12 protein-coding genes and 1 pseudogene are annotated in these 15,037 nt (G+C 55.1%); 2 read left to right on the top strand and 11 right to left on the bottom strand.

Annotated features, from left to right (window positions below; translation table 11 throughout):
- Positions 1-201 precede the first annotated feature (201 nt).
- The 4 genes from AC27HQ_RS15230 to AC27HQ_RS15215 all read right to left on the bottom strand — a co-directional run bounded on the left by AC27HQ_RS15230 (position 202) and on the right by AC27HQ_RS15215 (position 4,259).
- Complete coding sequence (locus tag AC27HQ_RS15230) at positions 202-963, bottom strand: SDR family oxidoreductase (protein ID WP_487157054.1); 762 nt, start codon at positions 961-963, stop codon at positions 202-204.
- 83 nt (positions 964-1,046) lie between these two features.
- Positions 1,047-2,165, bottom strand: a complete 1,119-nt coding sequence (gene mnmH / locus AC27HQ_RS15225) for a tRNA 2-selenouridine(34) synthase MnmH (RefSeq protein WP_487157053.1) — start codon at positions 2,163-2,165, stop codon at positions 1,047-1,049.
- A complete protein-coding gene (gene selD / locus AC27HQ_RS15220; protein ID WP_487157052.1) occupies positions 2,165-3,202 on the bottom strand; it encodes a selenide, water dikinase SelD in 1,038 nt (345 codons plus the stop codon). The genes mnmH and selD overlap by 1 nt, the downstream gene beginning before the upstream one ends.
- Positions 3,203-3,245: 43 nt before the next feature.
- Positions 3,246-4,259: a patatin-like phospholipase family protein gene (locus AC27HQ_RS15215; protein WP_487157051.1), complete on the bottom strand. Its 1,014-nt coding sequence runs from the start codon at positions 4,257-4,259 to the stop codon at positions 3,246-3,248.
- A gap of 86 nt (positions 4,260-4,345) precedes the next feature.
- Here AC27HQ_RS15215 and AC27HQ_RS15210 point away from each other — a divergent pair, with 86 nt between their 5' ends.
- The gene (locus tag AC27HQ_RS15210) at positions 4,346-6,793 is read left to right on the top strand and encodes a penicillin acylase family protein (RefSeq protein WP_487157050.1); all 2,448 of its coding nucleotides are present in this window, start codon (positions 4,346-4,348) and stop codon (positions 6,791-6,793) included.
- Between the two features lie 3 nt (positions 6,794-6,796).
- On the opposite strand, the gene AC27HQ_RS15205 is transcribed toward AC27HQ_RS15210, so the two are convergent.
- The 7 genes and pseudogenes from AC27HQ_RS15205 to AC27HQ_RS15175 all read right to left on the bottom strand — a co-directional run bounded on the left by AC27HQ_RS15205 (position 6,797) and on the right by AC27HQ_RS15175 (position 12,658).
- Positions 6,797-7,624 carry a DUF4892 domain-containing protein gene (locus tag AC27HQ_RS15205; protein ID WP_487157049.1) on the bottom strand — a complete coding sequence of 276 codons (828 nt, stop codon included), beginning with the start codon at positions 7,622-7,624 and terminating at the stop codon, positions 6,797-6,799.
- A gap of 80 nt (positions 7,625-7,704) precedes the next feature.
- Entirely contained in the window at positions 7,705-8,562 is an 858-nt protein-coding gene (locus tag AC27HQ_RS15200; RefSeq protein ID WP_487157048.1) for an alpha/beta fold hydrolase, read from the bottom strand.
- Positions 8,563-8,835: 273 nt separating this feature from the next.
- Positions 8,836-9,000 (bottom strand): annotated as a pseudogene (locus tag AC27HQ_RS15195) (hotdog family protein); the annotation flags it as partial.
- Positions 8,993-10,693, bottom strand: coding sequence for an AMP-binding protein (locus AC27HQ_RS15190; RefSeq protein ID WP_487157047.1), 1,701 nt, complete (start codon positions 10,691-10,693; stop codon positions 8,993-8,995). The gene AC27HQ_RS15190 and the pseudogene AC27HQ_RS15195, both read right to left, overlap by 8 nt.
- A gap of 103 nt (positions 10,694-10,796) precedes the next feature.
- Positions 10,797-11,273 (bottom strand): phosphohistidine phosphatase SixA, encoded by a 477-nt coding sequence (gene sixA / locus AC27HQ_RS15185; protein ID WP_487157046.1) that lies wholly within the window; start codon positions 11,271-11,273, stop codon positions 10,797-10,799.
- Positions 11,270-11,611 (bottom strand): DUF4389 domain-containing protein, encoded by a 342-nt coding sequence (locus AC27HQ_RS15180; RefSeq protein WP_487157045.1) that lies wholly within the window; start codon positions 11,609-11,611, stop codon positions 11,270-11,272. Before AC27HQ_RS15180 ends, sixA begins: the two co-directional genes overlap by 4 nt.
- Before the next feature lie 18 nt (positions 11,612-11,629).
- Positions 11,630-12,658, bottom strand: coding sequence for an NAD(P)H-dependent glycerol-3-phosphate dehydrogenase (locus tag AC27HQ_RS15175; RefSeq protein ID WP_487157044.1), 1,029 nt, complete (start codon positions 12,656-12,658; stop codon positions 11,630-11,632).
- A 149-nt stretch (positions 12,659-12,807) separates the two neighbouring features.
- Here AC27HQ_RS15175 and AC27HQ_RS15170 point away from each other — a divergent pair, with 149 nt between their 5' ends.
- Positions 12,808-14,997 (top strand): TonB-dependent receptor plug domain-containing protein, encoded by a 2,190-nt coding sequence (locus AC27HQ_RS15170; RefSeq protein WP_487157043.1) that lies wholly within the window; start codon positions 12,808-12,810, stop codon positions 14,995-14,997.
- The last annotated feature ends 40 nt before the right edge of the window (positions 14,998-15,037 follow it).

The raw sequence follows: 15,037 nt of genomic DNA, 5'->3' as shown, positions 1-15,037 counted from the left end.
AAGCTGGAAGCTGGAAGCTGGAAGCTGGAAGCTGGAAGCTGGAAGCTGGAAGCTGGAAGCTAATCAGGATTTCGATCCAGCTCCGCCCTGTCAACCCGCTTTCAGATTAAATGCAGATTAATGCCAATCCAGTGATCTGAATTAAACTTTCAGCTTTCAGCTTCCAGCTAATTACGTTCAACTAACGGCGCACAGCGCCGTTCAAATACAGGTCGAACCACCATCAACAGGGAGTGCTATACCGGTCGTGAAGCCTGCGCCTTCGGAGCACAGATAGAGCACTGCGGCGGCAATTTCTTCGGCTTTACCGATGCGACCAACCGGATGCATGGCTGCTGCAAAGTCAGCCTTGCGCGGATCAATAGCGGCGGCGCGCCGGAACATCTCGGTGTCGATCACAGCTGGGCATACCGCGTTGACACGCACGCCCTTTTTCGCATACTCAACAGCGGCAGACCGGGTCAGCCCCAGCACCGCGTGTTTGCTGGCACTGTAAATGCTCATCTTTGGAGCGGCGCCCAATGCGGCAATCGATGCGGTATTGACGATACTTCCGCCGCCCGCCGCTAGCATCAGCGGAATTTCATAACGCATACACTGCCATACACCCTTGACGTTGACGTCCATGATGCGGTCAAACACCGCTTCATCACCGTCAGCCAGCTTGTCCTGCTCAATTTCGATACCGGCATTATTGAAGGCGCAATCGAGTCGGCCATAGTGGCTGATAACCGCGTCCATCAGCGCTTTTGTTTCCTCGGCACTGGCAACGTTACAGGCAACAAAAACGGCGTCTCCACCCGCTGCAAGGATACTGTCAACCACCCGCTGACCATCAGCCTGATTGATATCCGAGACCACCACCTTGGCGCCTTGCGCAGCGAAGGCTTCCGCCGTGGCCTGACCGATACCAGCGGCACCCCCGGTGACAAGTGCTACCTTGCCGGCAAATGGCTTACTCATATATCTCAACTCCTGACAGTTTGATTGACAAAATGATCATATCAGCAGTAGAGGTCAGAACTCGACCAGATCAAGCTTAATGTTCACGCACCATGCCCTACACTGATGGACTGGTCATCCAGGAACTCGATTATGGCAGGCTGGTCACCACTGAAAATCACCCTCGCCTCCTTGGCCTGACGCTGATAGGCGTACATGGGATCGTAGTAGCGCTTCAATAGCGCCTCGATCCAGCCACGATGAAGATGAACATCCGCATGTCGCTCCTGGGCGTCCAGCGCTTGTTGCATCAGCAAGGCAATATGCTGATAGCTTTCCCCGCCCAGGCGTTTCTGAATACGCAGCAAGCCTGCGCGCAAGTGTTCGGACAGAGCGGCAAAAGCCTGTTCAGGCTGACCAGGCATCAACGCCTCGAACTCCGCCAGCATCTCTACCACATAGTCCGCCATAATCCGCGTCACGCGGTTGTCAAAACTGTCTTCAAGCCAGACCAGCGGTGCTTCCTGCATAGATCTGAAAAGTTCTATCGGCACCGAGCAACTGCCGACCATGCGTCCTTCGTCCTCAAGCACCAGAGCATGGTGGCCAGCCTCATCAACCCGCAAGGCCTCAATGGCCAAGGCATTTTCAAAATCGATCTGACCGGGTTGAGCGGTCGCATGGCGTCCAAAGCTGGAGCCCCGGTGATGGGCATGACCTTCAAGATCAAGGCTGTTGCCCAAGGCCTTGATCACCTCGGTCTTGCCGGTTCCTGTCAGTCCGGCAACGATAAACAAGGATGAACTGGCGACCTTGGCTTCCAGACTATCGATCAGAAAGCGCCGCATTGCCTTGTACCCACCCAATACACGGGGATACTCAATCCCGGCCTCAGCTAACCATTGCTGTGTTATCTGCGATCTGAGACCACCTCGAAAACAGTACAGATAACCATCCGGATGCGCCTTGGCAAAGGCACACCAGGCCGCCACACGCGCGTCCTTGACATCACCCTGCACCAGTTTGTGTCCCAGCGAAATCGCGGCCTGCTGCCCGGAGTTCTTGTAGCAGGTCCCCACTTGCTGGCGCTCATCGTCCAGCATGAGCGGTCGATTGATTACGCCTGGAAAGGCGCCCTTGGCAAATTCGACCGGCGCCCGCACATCCATCAACGACACACGATCCAGAAACAGGCGGCGGTAATCATCCGTGTTGTCGCGCATCAGAGCACCTGTACAGCCGGACCAGGCCCTGGCTCAAGGCATTCACCAATACACTTGAGCGCCAATCCTTCGGTTGCTGCCACAGCCAGAAATTCGTCGACGGCCTCGGGTGCTACCGCCAGCAAAAGCCCTCCGCTGGTTTGCGGGTCACAGAGTAACTGCTGCCACAGCTCAGGCATGCGGCTGACTTTGTGACCATAACTGTCGAAGTTGCGCATTGACCCACCGGGTATGCAGCCTTGCTCAAGGTAATACTCGACACCATCAATACGCGGTATACGTGCTTCTTCAATACGCACGCGAACGCCTGAGCCCTCTGCCATTTCAACCAGATGACCGAGCAAGCCAAAACCCGTCACGTCGGTCATGGCTTGAACCCCTGGCAGGGTGGCGAAGCGGGCACCTACCCTATTCAGCTGGCACATCAGATCACGGGCCAGACCACGATCCTCAGTCCTCAATTTCTTCTGTTTTTCCGCCGTAGTTAGAATCCCGATACCCAAAGGCTTGGTTAGAAACAACTGCGCCCCCGGCCGAGCCTGATCATTGCGTTTCAGGTGGTTACGCAAAACCTGACCCGTGACGGCCAACCCAAAAATCGGCTCCGGAGCATCAATCGAATGGCCACCGGCCAGCGGCATGCCCGCTTCAGTACAGACCGAGCGAGCACCCGCAACAACCTCGCCAGCCAGCGCTGCAGGCAACAGGTTGACTGGCCAGCCAAGTATGGCAATGGCCATCATCGGTGTGCCGCCCATGGCATAGATGTCACTGATGGCATTGGTCGCGGCAATACGACCGAAATCAAAAGCGTCATCAACAATCGGCATGAAAAAGTCGGTGGTACTGACAATGCCACGCTCCTGGTCCAGGCCAAATACCGCGGCATCGTCACGACTGGCATTGCCTACCCACAACTGGGGAAAATCCGGGCCGGGCTGGCCCACAGACAGGATTTCATCAAGAACGCGTGGTGAGATCTTGCAGCCACAGCCGGCCCCATGACTGAACTCGGTCAAGCGCACTGGCTCTTTCATTCTGCTCTCCTGATGGGAAAAATCCGAAAGTTTAGCATGCCGCTCATGGTCTTCGACCCTTGCCTTCAAAGCGGTCAAGAGTGTCGCTGGCAACCATACGACCGAGCTCTATCAACTCCGGGGCACGATGAAACTCAAAAAAACGACACAAGCGCTTTGGCACCTCTATGATCACATCCGGGGGGTAGCCGGCAATCTTGTACTGGGTCAGCGAGGCCTGCATGGCTTCAAAGGACAGGTTAACCAGCTCCAGGAGGCTGGTGGGACCGGGCGCAATTTCAGCAGGCCTTACCACCTCATCCGGCGCTGTCTGGAGCTGCTTGCTTTCGTCCTCCAGCAAGTCGACCTCGTCTTCCAGCAAATGATCAAGACCCACCAACGCCTTTTCCTCGGCAACGGCTTCCCGCCGAGCCAGCCAGTTGCGCACGCTGAGGGTTTCCATCCACTGATCCCATTGCTGGCGAATGGGTGCCGGTCGTTCAATCACCGGAAGGCTGTAACCATTGCAATGGGTAGCGTTCAGATTGACGGCAATGATCAAGTCACAATGCGCCGAGACAACGGGAACTATTGGCAGTGGATTCAACAGGCCTCCATCGACCAGCACCCTGCCATCTTTCCGGACAGGCGAAAACAGGCTTGGAATGGCGGCCGAGGAACGCATGGCATGATGCAGGCACCCCTGTTGAAACCAGACTTCCTGCTGGTGGGTCAAGTCCGTTGCCACCGCCGTAAAGGGGATCGGCAGATCTTCAATGTTGATGTCGCCAACCAGCTCTCGGATGCGACCAAAAACACGCTCTCCGCGAATAGCTCCCAGGTTGCCAAAGCCAATATCGAGCAATCTCAAGACATCCAGATAATCCAGACCGGAAACCCACTCACGGTAGGCCGACAAGGCACCCGCGGCGTAAATGCCGCCCACAACGGCGCCCATGGAACACCCAGCGATACAATCGATCTTGTAACCACGGCGTTCGATTTCCTCAATGACACCGATGTGCGCATATCCCCTGGCGCCCCCGCTTCCCAATACCAATGCAACACGTTTCGTCATGGTCTCTCCATTTAATCAATGCGCATTGACGATCATGCCCAGTCTGCGCATGATGCGCGGATGTCCTTCTGACCCTAAGGCCAATCGTGATCAATCCACGCTTTCATCTGCCTATCAAACTGCTTGCCGCATTCTTTATCGCGATTGCCCTTATGGTCGCCTCAGCCTTCTGGGTGCTTGACATGGCAGAGCCCCAGCGCAACGGCGAGTTGAAGTTGCCGGGGCTACGACAGACAGTTAATGTTTATTATGACGCCTGGGGCGTACCGCATATAGATGCCCAGAACGATCAGGATGCCTATCTTGCTCTGGGTTACCTGCATGCCCAGGACCGTCTGTTCCAGATGGACATGTTACGCCGAATTGGCGGCGGCAGGTTGTCAGAGCTATTTGGCCCCAAGACACTCGAAGCAGATCGCTTTTTTCGCTCGTTGGGTATCGGCCGCTACGCCCGTGGCTATGCAGAGCGCCTGGAATCACAGGCAGAGCTACCTCACGTGCAACTGATCAAGGCTTATCAGGACGGCATCAACCACTACATAGATACAGGTCGACAGCCTCTTGAGTATCGTCTGCTAATGAGTCGGCCCGATTATTTCGAGCCCGCCGATATTGCCAATATCATGGGCTATATGTCCTATGCCTTTGCTGAAGCATTCAAGACCGATGCGCTGGTTGATCATGTGCGCGGCACTCTGGGTGAACGTTACGCCCGGGATCTTGTTCCGGGCATCCCGGAAACCAGCTTGCCTCGCAGTAATCAGGCTCAATCCCGAACCGCGTTATTGTCGCCGCTTTTAGAGCAAATCGTTCAGATCGAGGCGCACTTGCCCGCTGGCCAGTTTCTCGGCAGTAATGCCTGGGTCGTCAACAGCAAGCGTAGCCATGGCGATGCGCCGATGCTGGCCAATGACCCGCACATTGGTTTTTCAGTCCCCGCCGTCTGGTTTGAAGCCCACATTCGCACACCCGAGCATGAGGTTTATGGCCACTTTCTCGGCGGCATACCCTTCCCGCTACTGGGCAAAACCCGGCACCACGCCTGGGGGCTGACCATGCTGATGAATGATGATGTCGATTTCTACCGCGAACGGTTGAATCCAGAGAATCCTAACCAGGTTTGGGTGCCGGGTAACGGATGGCAGCAGCTGACCATCCATGAAGAGGTTATCAAGGTAAGAGGCCAGGAAGACCGGCTGTTTAGAATGCGCAGCTCTCGTCACGGCCCGATAATCAACGATCCTGCCCCGGAATATCTTGCCGCAGACCAGGCGCAACGCGCTCCGGTCAGTCTGTTCTGGAGTTTCCTGGATGCCGAGAACGACTCCACGGCCGCCTTTTATGGTTTACCACGGGCGACCAGCATGCTTGAGTTTGAGCAATCGGCCGCGCTGCACGGTGCGCCAGGCTTGAACCTGATTTATGCCGATATTGAAGACAATATCGCCATGTGGGCAATCGGCAGGATCAAGCGCTGGCCCTATAGTAACAACAGCTTCTCTTTGCTCAGTGGCTCCAGTGGGCGTGATGACTTCCAGGGTTACCAACCTTTCAGCGCCAACCCGCGGGTCGTCAATCCGCCTAAAGGGCATATTTTTACCGCCAATAATGCCTACACCAATGGCAATCCACGCCGACAGATCCCTGGATACTATGCGCCAGCAGAACGCAACCAGCGTCTGGGCGAGTTACTGGATAACAATGACATCTTTGATCTGGCCGATTTCAAGAATATGCAGCTTGATACGCATCGGCCACAGGCGCTGGCCATGCTGCAGGATGCAGCACCTCTTTTTGACCATGCGCTGCTGAGGCCTGAGCTGCAGGCCCCCTCTGCCCAGGCACTGAGCATTCTCAATGAATGGGATGGCAGCTTTACTCGCACCCAGGTTGGTGCAACCCTGTTTCAGCGCTGGCAAGATCAGTTGATGGAAACATTGTTTGCCGACGAACTTGGCGATCAGTTCAGTGTCTTTCGCAATACTGATATGGCTGAGAAAACCCTCTTTCAGCTGTACTGGAAACCTGCTTCGCCCTGGTGGGACAACCGCCTAAATCCAAGCATCGACGGCAGGCAGGCCGCTATCGAACAGGCCTGGATCAAAACCATCGAGTCGTTGACTCGTCAGTTTGGCATTAACCCGCAAGACTGGACCTGGTCAAAGGTAGCCACGTTGCAGCATCGTCACCCGCTGAGCGATCAGCACAGCATTGGCGGCAATTTTTTCAATACCGCACCGGTCCCGGTCGATGGCGGATCAGAAAGCCTGAACAGCATGACATTCGATACCGGCAGTGATCACTACGCCATCAAGGCTGGACCCTCAACCCGACGACTCATTGACCTTGGGGACTTGAATGGCAGTCTGGGAATAAACCCGCTGGGGCAGTCCGGCCATCCATTTGACCGGCACTACATGAACCAGGCAGACATGTACAACGAAGGGCGTTACCGCGGCCAACTGTTTGACTGGCAAGCCATTCACGCCCTACCGGATAATCTGGTGATCAAGCCGGGCAGGCGCGTGCGCTGACGATCAAATTACTTTGAAAAGGATACCCGTAGCGGGTTGATCCACACCGATTTCAAGGCGCTGATCACGAATACCCAGCTCGATCAGCCGGCTGACCACTTCAGGGGCCTGAGCGCCATTGACGGTCAGCCGCAAGCGGATGTCCGAACGCATCATGCGATTGACCAGCCCAAGCCATGTTTCGGCGACCTCATTGTTTGGCTCGCCAAATTCAACCGGCAACGCCAACTCGCCTTCCGCCCTTAGCACCTTGAGCAAAGTAGAATCAGTTGGATACAACGCCTGATCAACAGACGGCTCAGGGGTGAACTGATCGACATGCAGATACACCCGTCTGTTCCCTCGCGTTATGGCATACAGACTGACAAAACGTTGCGGGGTTTCATCCAGACGAACGACCAGATAGGACTGATTTTCTTCCGGCCCATAGAGACGTGCGTTGTCCAGCACCTGGTTGGCCCACAGACTACTACTGCCACATTCACGCCCTTCACAAAAGAACAGCATCCGGTGCGGCATTGCCAGTAACTGGGACTTGGCATGGTTAAACGCTTCAGTGCGCTCATGGCCTGCGGGAATTTCAAAGGTAGCTCGAATCAGATTGCCACTGGCACGCACCTCACGCTCGGCCCGCAGTTGATTATTGATTCGTCTGATACTGCCAAAGACCACCACATGATCAGCGCTCGGGTTGCGTATTTCGTTTACCAGCTCGGCTCGCGGAAAGGCATTGATGATCAGGCCCGAATCCGGCTCGATGGCATACACAGGTGAAAAACAGGCAGTCAGAACTGCTGTCATGGCGAAACTGTATCGCGGCAAAAAAGACATCCTTTCTCCTTGAGCGCTTTACCCCGTAAGGCAAACACCAGTTGGTAGCAGGCAGATCATTGGTCTGACTGGCGTCAGGGTCAAGCTAGCCCCCTGAAAAAACTGTCAAATATCGTTGCAACAGCCGCCGACTGCTCTTCAAGGTGCAGGTGATGACCACCTTCAAGCTGATGCTTGGTTATATGCGTGAAGCGTTCTATACGCTGCAATACCTGTGGGTGCTTGTGCATCACACCTTGATTGGCCAGCACCAGGGAAACCGGTGCGGTAATAGCCTCGATAAAAGCCACCGCATGATTACTGGTAAAACGCATGGGCGAGGGTAACATCAACTGGGGATCCGTTCGCCATGTCCAGCCCCCATGGTCAGACATCAAACCGCGCTCCACAAGCAAGGTTGCAGCTTCTCGGCTCAAGGGCGTAGTGGCGCCCAGGACGCGCGCATTGACGGCCTCTTCAAGGCTGCCGTAGACGGGCTTGCGCTTCCGCTCCAGGGCAAGACTGGCGGCAAAGAAACGGGCCATCTGCTTTGGCGCATCCTCCGCTTCCGAGGTGAACGGCAAAAGACCATCAATCAGCGCAGCACCTGTTACCCTATCAGGCAAACTACCAGCAAGAATACCGCTGATGATAGCGCCCATTGAGTGCCCCAACAGGGCAAAGCGCTCCCAGCCCAGACTGTCGGCAACTTCAAGCACCGTCGTGGCCTGCTGCCACAGGCTGTAACCTGCCGCCGGCATATGCCCGGACAGGCCATGCCCGGGCAAATCCAGCGCGATCAGATGAACACCCTGCAGATGCGGAGCCAAACGATCAAAACTCGCTGCGTTGTCCAGCCAGCCATGCAGCGCTATGACCGGCAGTCCGCCTGGCTCACCCCAAACCTTGGCTGCAACCTCGATGGATCGCAATGAAAAACGTGCTTCGTGACTACCCATATGTATGCAGTGTCCTGTCCAATACGCGGTGATTGTCGCAGCCTGATATGACTACCCTCGGCAGGAATCTATGGCCGCCAGACGCAAGGAACAAGTGCGGTTTCCGGCGTGAATACAACGGCATAAGCGCTAAGCGCCATCGCCCGCTCAACGCGCAAGCATTACCGCCATGGTCAGACGAGCAATGCAGCACGGATCGTCAGCCGGATCATGCAGGCACAGATAGGACGCTGTGCTACCGAGAGACTCGGTCAGCACAACGGATGCACCTCAATGCAGAATACCGAAGGGCTGATGTGTCCGCGCATCGACCCGCATGCTCGCAGTAATCCAGTCATCACCCAGCATTTCAAAGCGAATATCCAGCAGTGTATTGATATGCTCACCTGGCTCGTTCAACACCAGCAGATTGACCTCTTTGCGCCAGATTTTAGCCATTGAGTGCATCAGCCTCCTGCTGCCAGACAATCTTTGATCCGCTGACTGACCACGCTTCCAGATGGGCTTGATAGCTGGCTTCCAGTATATTGCGCTTGATTTTGAGAGTAGGTGTCATATGCCCACTCTCGACCGTCCAGGCATCCTTGACGATAACCAGACAAGATAGCTGCTCATGCCTGGCCAAACCCTGGTTGACGCTATCGAGCAACGCAGACAGGCGCTCAATCACCTTTGCGCGCTGTTGTTCGACATTTCTGGCTTCAGCCTCTGATAACTGAATCAGTGCCAATGGCTGCGGCAAGTTATGCCCCACCACGCACACCTGCTCAATGCCCGAATAGGCAGCCAACTTATGCTCAATTGGCACAGGCGCCACATACTTGCCCTTGGTGGTCTTGAAAATATCCTTCAGTCGGCCGGTCAGGCGTAAAAAGCCCTCGTTGTCTATCTCGCCAATATCACCTGTGCAAAGAAAACCATCTTCGGTCAAGGTCTCAGCGGTCTTCTCCGGCTCCTTGTAGTAACCCTGCATGGTTGAACGACTGCGCACCTGCAATTCACCCTGCTCAGACAGCCGACATTCCACGCCCGGATTGGGCAAACCGATCCAGCCAGCCTTGATCCGTGCAGGACGACCAAGGTGCGAGTAGCCACAGTTTTCCGTCATGCCATAGACCTCAACAATGCGCAGCCCCAGTGCACGGAAAAAAACTAAAGTGCTCTCCGCTACCGGTGCGGCTCCACTGACGGCGTAACGCACCTGATCCAGACCCAGCTTGTACAAGATTCTGCGTCCCAGAAGTTTGCCGATCACTGGCAGCCTCAACAGACTGGTCAACAAGTCCGCCGGAAAGCGGCTGATAACTCCCATATGCAGCTTTACCCATACTCTGGGCACGGCAAAGAATACGGTGGGCCTGGCACGTTGCATATCCTGCTGAAAGGTCTCCAGGCTGTCGGCAAAAAACACCGTTTGACCAGCCAGAAGAGAAGCAATTTCAACAAACTGCCGTTCTGCCACATGGCAAAGCGGGAGGTATGACAGCAGGCGGTCCTCATCGCTGATATTAAAGAGTCGCAAACAATTGTTGGCCGAATAAAACATGCTGGCAAAGCTCAACATCACGCCTTTGGGCATGCCCGTGGTACCAGAGGTGTAGATGATAGTGGCTAATTGTTCAGGGGCAGGCAATGGTTGCCCCTCAAGCGGATCACTGGACTGCTGAATACACTGCCAGGTGAGCAATTGCGGATCATTCGGTGCTAACGGCATACCGAGCAGTGGGATTCCTTCGGGTATGCCGGGAGCCAGTTCAGCCCAGTCGTCCAATTTACCAACGAATACCGCTCGTGCTTCAGCGTGTTCAAGAATATGCCGAACAGCATCCGCCGTGAGATTGGGATACAGGGGAACCGAAACATGACCGGCCATCCAGATGGCCAGATCAGAAATAATCCAGTGCGCACAATTTTTTGAGATCAAGGCGATATGGCTGCCCGCTGGCAAACCCAGACCCAGAAGATAACCGGCGGTGCGACGCGCCTGGGCGCCAACCTGCCCCCAGGTAAACGTCTCTACTGTGCCGTCAGCCAGTGGCTGAACCAGATACACCTTGTCAGCGTGCAATGACTCACGCTGAAAAAAGGCATCAAGCGCAGTGGCTGCCTCCAGTCTGCTCTGCTCTCCCATATTGGCACCTCGGGAAGGGTATTATTTTTATTGGATGTGACACAGGGGCTGTTCACCTGTTCGAATGACCACTATCCCATGACCGGTGCAGCCTAACAAGACTCTAACCGGGGTACCCTAGATCTGCCGGACAGCTCAACAGACTCAAGCGACCGAGCCCAGCGGCGGGAAAATCCAGTTCGATGCAGGCAAGCCCCGCCGTAGGCATCGGATAATGGCCTCGACGGTGGCCCTCGACTAGCAGACTGATCAGTTGCCCCACCAGCGGCTGATGACTTACCAGAAGCAGGTGTGACTCACTGCGCTCGGCAATAAAATCCAACACCTGCAGGGGATCATCATCGGGCGTCAACCAGGCTGCGGTGGCCACGCCACGTGCATGACCGAGGGAATTGGATATCAAGCGGGCCGTTTGTTGTGCACGTAAATAAGGACTTGCCAATATGCAGTCCAGAGGCTGAGACTGCAACACAGTAGCCATGCACTCCACCTCGTTAACACCCTCAGCAGTCAATGCCCGACGCTGGTCAGACGCCGCCATGGCCTCCGCCTGACCATGACGCAAAATCCACAATTTCATACCTTGGGCTCTTCGCCGTCCTGATTCTGTGCGGCATCTACAACTGGATCGCGCCGCCATTGCGCATCAGCCGCAGGCCATTCCATAAAGGGCCAGGGCTTCTGTTCAATCGCACCGCTGACAAAGCGCCCTGTTTGCCAGACATATTGGGAAAGTGAGTTTCCCCACCCCGCCAGCTCCGAATTATTTTGCCCACCAAACAAGCGACACCCCACCTGAACTATGACCAGCAACCAGAGGAGTATTTCGACAATCTGCCAAACCACACAAAAAAAGATCAGGTACACCAGACCCAACCAGAAATCAGCCGACAGCAAGGTATTTTTAAATGTATTCAAGATCGCATCCTATTCAAGTCATCCAAATGACGTAAATGCAGCAAATTCAACGTCATGCTTCTGTTCAGCGCTCATCAGTTTGCCAATGACTTCAGGCAGAGACTGCTGTTCAAACAGAATCGCATACAGACCGTCTACCAGCGGCATGTAAACGCCCTCTTCATCGGCTTTCTGCTTAAGCACCTTGAGTGTATTGACGCCCTCTGCCACCTGCCCCAACTGGGCCACACTGGCTTCCAGACTTTTACCCTGGCCCAGGGCAAAACCTACCTGGTAATTGCGCGATAGCGGTGACATGCAGGTGACAATAAGATCGCCTACACCAGCCAGACCAAGGAAAGTCAGAGGGTTAGCCCCCATATGCACAGCAAAACGACTCATTTCTGCCAGCGAGCGCGTAATCAGCATGCTCTTGGTGTTCTCACCCATACCCATAGCGGCGGCCATGCCGGACATGATCGCATAGACGTTTTTCAATGCTCCGCCCAGCTCAACGCCATACTTGTCATGGCTGGCATAGACACGCAGCGAACAGCTGCCCAACACAGCCTGAACCTCTGCGCAGAGCGCCTGATCATCACTGGCCACCACCGTAGCGGTCAATGCACCAGCAATCATCTCCTTGGCCAGATTGGGACCCGAAAGCACGGCAATACGTGCACCAGGGGCCTCCTGCTCAACAATCTGACTCATCATCAGAAAGCCCGGTTGCTCGATACCTTTGGTCGTGCTGATGACGCCCTTCCCGGCCAGATCAGTGCCTATTTCCTGCAAAACCACCCGGAAAGCACTGCTGGGAATGGCCAGAAATACCAGATCAGCGGCGCTAACCGCAGCATGCATATCGGTTGTCACCTGCAAGCGCGAATCGAGTTTGACGCCCGGCATGTAACGGCGGTTCTCATGCACAGCAGCAATCTCTGCTGCCACGCTGGCATCCCGCAGCCAAAGGGTAACAGGCACACCCTCAGCAGCCATCATGGCTGCCAGCGTAGTGCCGAAGCTACCGCCGCCAAGTATGCAAACCGACGCCCTTTTATGAGTCATGCATGATCCTCTATGACAAGAATGAAGCGCCAGTATAAATCCAGCGGACTGCATTTGTCGGTTTCAGCTTAAAGTTTAAGAACGCAACAGTGGCAAAATGCTTGCTGGTAGTTAATATGCAGTCATAGCAAATCTATTCGAGCCTGTTCATGACACTGCGTTTACCCTTAACACTTTGTATGCTGCTGGTTTCGCTCTGTTCTATCAAGGCTCAGGCGCTCGATGCCCTGTTGCTTGATGAACAGGAGCTGCCATCGGTATTGAGCGCTACCCGCCTCAAACAGTCGCCCGCCGAGGTGCCCGGCAGCATGACGGTGATAGACAGGGAACTGATTCGCGCCAGCGGCGCGCGCGATATACCCGAGCTCATGCGCCTGGTTCCCGGCATGAAGGTCGGTTACCTGCTCGGGCATACGAGCAACGTCAACTATCACGGTACCAACACCACTGAAGCACGACGCATGCAGGTTCTGGTCGATGGGCGATCAGTCTATCGCCCCGGTCTGGCCACCGTTGACTGGACCGACATCCCCCTGGCAATTGAAGATATCGAACGCATCGAAGTATTCCGTGGGCCCAATACCGCCGCCTATGGGGCCAATGCCCTGATGGGCGTGATCAACATCATTTCGACTCGCCCCGAATTACAACAGGGTACCCATGTCAAGATTACCCAGGGCAATCGTGGCGTACGCGACCTGTATGCCAGCCAGGGCCTAAGCTGGGCTAATACCCATGCCCGCCTCAGCCTCTTCAGCAAGGAAGACACCGGATTTGATCGCGATGACGATGGTCAGGATTTTCGCGACGGCAGGCGCCTCAGTGCCTTTAACCTGATGGGGGATACCAGTCTTGGCCCTAACCAGACGCTGAGCTGGCAACTGGGCTCTAAAGAAGGAAGCAACCAGCTTGCCAATGACTACACCATTCTGGCCGAGCCAACTGATCCAACCTTTACCTATGATCGCCTGATCGCCGAACGCTTGAATGATTCGGATATAACTGCACGTGACTTTTTCGCTCAAGCGAATTGGAAAAACGACTTGTCGCCAACGCACCGATTGGAAGTGCGTGGATATGCCCAACACATGGAGCGCTTGAGCAGTTCACGAGTGTGCGACTCCCCGGTGGTTTTTTCCCCCGAGCTAAGAGAGCTGTACCTGGCAGGCAACGTTTACCCAAGGCGCATAAATTATATCCTGCGTAATCGCGGAGCACGCTGGTCAAACCGGGATCTTTGGAGTGAGTATCTGATCAATGTCGACGGATTGCCGCCAGAGTTACTGCCTCTGGTTGACTCGGTGGTGGCACAGCATGCTGCAGCCCGTGATATGGAACCGGTATGCTGGGATCTTAATCGTAACCTGAGGGAAACCCGTTACGAACTTGAAATGCAGAACACCGTGCAACTGGATAGCAATCTGCGCACCGTTTTTGGGGCCAATGTGCGATATGACCAGGCTAAGTCCCGAACCTTCTTCAATGGCAAGGTTGAAAACACCATTGTCCAGGCCTTCGGCAATATCGAATATCGCCCCCATGAGCGCTGGCTGCTGCATGCAGGGGCCATGGCTGAAGATGATAGGCTGAGCGGTTTCTCCTTTTCTCCGCGGCTCGCAGCACATTACTTCATCCGCCCTACCCATAGCCTCAGAGCCGTCTATTCCGAGGCTGTGCGTTCCCCGGACATGTATGAGAACAATGCCTACTGGACCTATTATGCAGACAACCTGACCGGACCTGATGTGGGCGGAAACACCTATTACGCGCTTGCCCGCGGACCGGGCAATCTCAAGCAGGAGCGTATGCGCTCGCACGAGATCGGCTATAACGGCTATTTCCATGACTGGGGCCTGTCCATTGACATCAAGGGTTTCTACGACGAAATCAGTGACATGATCAGCCAGCCCCTGCAAGTGGTTAACTTTGTCCCGGACAACAGTAGTTTTGCCCGTTTTACCGGGGCTGAAACGCAGATTGACTGGAACGCCAGCCAGCAGGACCGTCTACGTTTGACCTACGCCTATGTCGATTTCGTTGCTACAAATCGCCTCGACCAGCGTCTTACAGCGCGTAACAGCGGGTCCGCTGCCTGGCTTCGGCAGTGGCCCATGGGGATAGAAAGCAGCCTGATCTATTATGGTGCTGACCTCCTGAACGAACGCCGTTTCGAGCGCCTGGACAGCCGAGTTGCTAAGCGCTTTGGCCTGAGTGGGGGCGCCAATATGGTTCTCGCCCTTGCCTGGCAACACCGTCTTGATGATGAAGGCCTGACCTGGCCAGAAAACCTCTACGACAGTCGCAACCAATACTATTTCAGTGCTGAGCTAAACTTCTGAACGCCGCAGTCAAAATGACAGGCATCAGCCCCATACTTAG

Source organism: Halopseudomonas sp. 4NH20-0008 (genome assembly GCF_057548395.1).
This window is presented reverse-complemented; position numbering and strand designations above follow the sequence as displayed.

Bases quoted from the DNA above. Each gene is read 5' to 3' on its own strand.
- AC27HQ_RS15230 (WP_487157054.1), bottom strand. From the start codon at position 963: ATGAGTAAGCCATTTGCCGGCAAGGTAGCACTTGTCACCGGGGGTGCC.
- mnmH (WP_487157053.1), bottom strand. From the start codon at position 2,165: ATGCGCGACAACACGGATGATTACCGCCGCCTGTTTCTGGATCGTGTG.
- selD (WP_487157052.1), bottom strand. From the start codon at position 3,202: ATGAAAGAGCCAGTGCGCTTGACCGAGTTCAGTCATGGGGCCGGCTGT.
- AC27HQ_RS15215 (WP_487157051.1), bottom strand. From the start codon at position 4,259: ATGACGAAACGTGTTGCATTGGTATTGGGAAGCGGGGGCGCCAGGGGA.
- AC27HQ_RS15205 (WP_487157049.1), bottom strand. From the start codon at position 7,624: ATGTCTTTTTTGCCGCGATACAGTTTCGCCATGACAGCAGTTCTGACT.
- AC27HQ_RS15200 (WP_487157048.1), bottom strand. From the start codon at position 8,562: ATGGGTAGTCACGAAGCACGTTTTTCATTGCGATCCATCGAGGTTGCA.
- AC27HQ_RS15190 (WP_487157047.1), bottom strand. From the start codon at position 10,693: ATGGGAGAGCAGAGCAGACTGGAGGCAGCCACTGCGCTTGATGCCTTT.
- sixA (WP_487157046.1), bottom strand. From the start codon at position 11,273: ATGAAATTGTGGATTTTGCGTCATGGTCAGGCGGAGGCCATGGCGGCG.
- AC27HQ_RS15175 (WP_487157044.1), bottom strand. From the start codon at position 12,658: ATGACTCATAAAAGGGCGTCGGTTTGCATACTTGGCGGCGGTAGCTTC.
- AC27HQ_RS15170 (WP_487157043.1), top strand. From the start codon at position 12,808: ATGACACTGCGTTTACCCTTAACACTTTGTATGCTGCTGGTTTCGCTC.